Annotated in this window: 3 protein-coding genes and 1 pseudogene; 2 read left to right on the top strand and 2 right to left on the bottom strand. The window is 74.7% G+C overall.

Features of this window, described 5'->3' with window-relative positions; translation table 11 throughout:
• Window positions 1–329: pseudogene (locus GTW43_RS37615) on the bottom strand (hypothetical protein); the annotation flags it as partial.
• 87 nt (window positions 330–416) lie between these two features.
• Here GTW43_RS37615 and GTW43_RS23235 point away from each other — a divergent pair.
• The gene (locus tag GTW43_RS23235; RefSeq protein WP_161303956.1) at window positions 417–1,787 is read left to right on the top strand and encodes an FAD-linked oxidase C-terminal domain-containing protein; all 1,371 of its coding nucleotides are present in this window, start codon (window positions 417–419) and stop codon (window positions 1,785–1,787) included.
• Between the two features lie 73 nt (window positions 1,788–1,860).
• On the opposite strand, the gene GTW43_RS23230 is transcribed toward GTW43_RS23235, so the two are convergent.
• A complete protein-coding gene (locus GTW43_RS23230) occupies window positions 1,861–2,337 on the bottom strand; it encodes an SsgA family sporulation/cell division regulator (RefSeq protein ID WP_161303955.1) in 477 nt (158 codons plus the stop codon).
• Between the two features lie 244 nt (window positions 2,338–2,581).
• On the opposite strand from GTW43_RS23230, the gene GTW43_RS23225 reads away from it, so the two are divergent.
• Window positions 2,582–3,264 (top strand): DUF2510 domain-containing protein (locus GTW43_RS23225; protein WP_161303954.1); only part of this gene is annotated, 683 nt, incomplete at its 3' end.

Here is a 3,264-nt window from a genome sequence, read left to right as displayed (position 1 = left end):
CGCTCGGCGCGCTCGACGTACGCGGCGCCGAGCTCGGCGAGCGCCGCGTGGTCGCGCGGGCGGGCCCGCACCCCGGCCTCGCGCTCGCGGATCAGCGCGGAGAGGTCGGGCAGCGCCCCGGTGCCGGGCGGCTCGTCGTCGGGCAGCAGGACCAGCGCCCCGCCGAGCAGCGCGCACCCCGCGACCACGGCGGCCGCGACGGTCAGTGTCCGCCGTGCCGGGAGCGGCCGGCGCCGCCGCGGATGGTTCCACGCGCCGGGCCCGGCGGTCGCGGCGCGCTCGGCGGGATCGGCGGTCCCGGCTGACTCGGCGGTCTCGGTGTGGGCCATGGCGCACACCTTGCGTCAATACGAAGAGCACAGGAAGGAGGCCACGGACGGGTTCACACCGATGGCCCCGGGTGCCAGTCTGTGATCATGAGCCGCACCCTCGTCGAACTGCTCCGGGACGGGCTGCCCGCAGAGGCCGTCGTCACCGACCCCGACATCACCGCCTCCTACGCCCACGACATGGCGAGCTTCTGCGACGCGGGCGCCCCGGCCGTCGTCGTGCTGCCGCGCACGGTCGAGCAGGTCCAGCACGTCATGCGCACCGCCACCGCACTGCGCGTGCCGGTCGTCCCGCAGGGTGCCCGCACGGGCCTGTCGGGCGCGGCCAACGCCTCCGACGGCTGCATCGTGCTCTCGCTGATCAAGATGGACCGCATCCTGGAGATCAGCCCGGTCGACCGGATCGCGGTCGTCGAGCCGGGCGTCGTCAACGCCACGCTCTCCCGCGCGGTGGGCGAACACGGCCTGTACTACCCGCCGGACCCCTCCAGCTGGGAGACGTGCACCATCGGCGGGAACATCGGCACCGCATCCGGCGGCCTGTGCTGTGTGAAGTACGGGGTGACGGCCGAGTACGTGCTCGGCCTCGACGTCGTCCTCGCCGACGGGCGCCTGCTGTCCACCGGCCGGCGCACGGCCAAGGGCGTCGCGGGCTACGACCTGACGCGCCTGTTCGTCGGCTCAGAGGGCAGCCTCGGCATCGTGGTCCGGGCGACGCTCGCGCTCAAGCCGCAGCCGCCGCAACAGCTGGTCCTCGCCGCCGAGTTCGCGTCGACGGACGCCGCCTGCGACGCCGTCTGCCGGATCATGGAGGGCGGCCACGTGCCGTCCCTGCTGGAGCTGATGGACCGTACAACCGTCAAGGCGGTCAACGACATGGCGCACATGGGGCTGCCCGAGACCACCGAGGCGCTCCTCCTCGCCGCGTTCGACACCCCGGACCCGGCCGCGGACCTGGCCGCCGTCGGCGCGCTGTGCGAGGCGGCGGGCGCCACCCAGGTCGTGCCCGCGGAGGACGCCGCCGAGTCGGAGCTGCTGCTCCAGGCGCGCCGGCTGTCCCTGGTCGCGCTGGAGGCGGTCAAGGGCACGACGATGATCGACGACGTGTGCGTGCCGCGCTCCCGGCTCGCCGAACTCCTCGCCGGCGTCGACCGGATCGCCGAGAAGTACGCGCTGACCATCGGCGTCTGCGCCCACGCCGGCGACGGCAACACGCACCCCACCGTCTGCTTCGACGCGCAGGACGCCGACGAGGGCCGCCGCGCCCGCGAGTCGTTCGACGAGATCATGGCGCTCGGTCTGGAGCTCGGCGGCACGATCACGGGCGAGCACGGCGTCGGCGTCCTCAAGAAGGAGTGGCTGGCGCGCGAGCTCGGCCCGGTCGGCGTCGAGGTCCAGCAGGCGGTGAAGACGGCCTTCGACCCGCTGGGCCTCCTCAACCCCGGAAAGCTGTTCTGATCCCTCCCGTGTCCGGACCCGGCGCCGCCGGGTCCGGATATCGCCTGTTCCGCGTGCCCCCGTCGCCCGCCGCTCACCGCTCGTCGGACGACGACTCGTCCGACGCCCACGGGTCGCGCAGGTAGAGGTCGTCGGCCGGAAGGGGAGCGAGCAGCTCGGCGAGGCCGTCGTCGATGCCGAGCCGCTCGGCCTCAGAGCCCGGAGGGACCACCCGCAGCGTCCGCTCCAGCCAGGCCGAGACCTGCGCGGCGGGCGCCTCGAGCAGCGCGTCGCCGTCCGGCGAACTCAGCGCCATCAGCACGACGCTGCGCCCCTCGACCTTCGTCGGCCACACCCGCACGTCGCCGTGGCCGCAGGGCCGGAAGACGCCCTCGACGAGCAGCTCGCGGGCGAACGTCCAGTTGACCGGGTGGTCGGAGCCGATGTGGAAGGAGATGTGGACGGCGTACGGGTCGTCGGAGCGGTAGGTGAGGCGGGCCGGGACGGGGATGCTGCGCTCGGGCGAGAGCACCAGCCTGAGCTCCAGCTCGCGTTCCACGGTGGTGTACATGTCGTGCGCTTCCTTTCCTCGCTGCGGGCCCTCGGGCGGGCCCGTGCAAGGTGAGAGCGCGGTACGGGCGCGGCATTACGCGACTTCCGCAAAGTTCTCAGAAGTTTTTCCCCGGGACCCGGGCGAAGGCCCCTCAGGCCTCTCTTACGGGGGCCGGTACCGGCGGAGCGGCACGGGCACGGGGGCCGGTCTGATAGATGTGGAGGCCACAACAAGACCCCCGAGCAGATACGGGACGACGGACATGAGCGCCCCAACCCCGGCCCCCGGTGACGACAGGCCCCGCGAAGGCTATTACCCCGACCCGTCCATTCCCGGATATGTCCGGTACTGGAACGGGGCCTCCTGGGTCCCCGGCACGAGCCGCCCCGCCCCGTCCGACGGCACGCCCCTGCCGGCCCCCGGCTCGGCCGCGCCCGCGCCCGCCCCGGCGTCCCCGGAGCCCGCGCCCGCCGAGGAGACCGGCCCCGTCTTCCTCGACGAGGAGCCCTCGGTCCGCACGGAGAGGGGCCCCGAGACCTCCGCGTCACCGCAGTTCTCCTCGCCGGAGGCCGCCGCGCAGGAGCCGTCGTCCGTCTGGCAGGCCGACGCCGCACGCCAGTCCGGCTTCGGCGGCGAGCAGGACCGGCGCGTGTCCTGGGGCGGTGGCCCGGCGGCGCCCGGCACCGACGCACCCGCCGACGAGCCGCCGGCGACCCCGCCCGTGACGCCGGAGCGCACGGACGGCACCGTCGCGATCCGCGCCGTGCGCCCCGGTGAGGGCCGGACGCCGCGCACCGACGGCACGATGACGATCCGCGCGGTGCCCTCGCAGGGCACGCCCGCCCCGCAGACTCCGCAGACTCCGCAGACTCCGCAGACCCCGCAGGGTCCGCGCACCGCCCCGGTCGACCCGCGGGTCGGCGCCCAGGCGGCCCCGCCGGCCGC

It is taken from the genome of Streptomyces sp. SID5785 (genome assembly GCF_009870065.1).
Taxonomy (GTDB): Bacteria; Actinomycetota; Actinomycetes; order Streptomycetales; family Streptomycetaceae; genus Streptomyces.
Note: the sequence above shows the minus strand (reverse complement) of the source record. Positions and strands in the feature narration are given on the sequence as shown.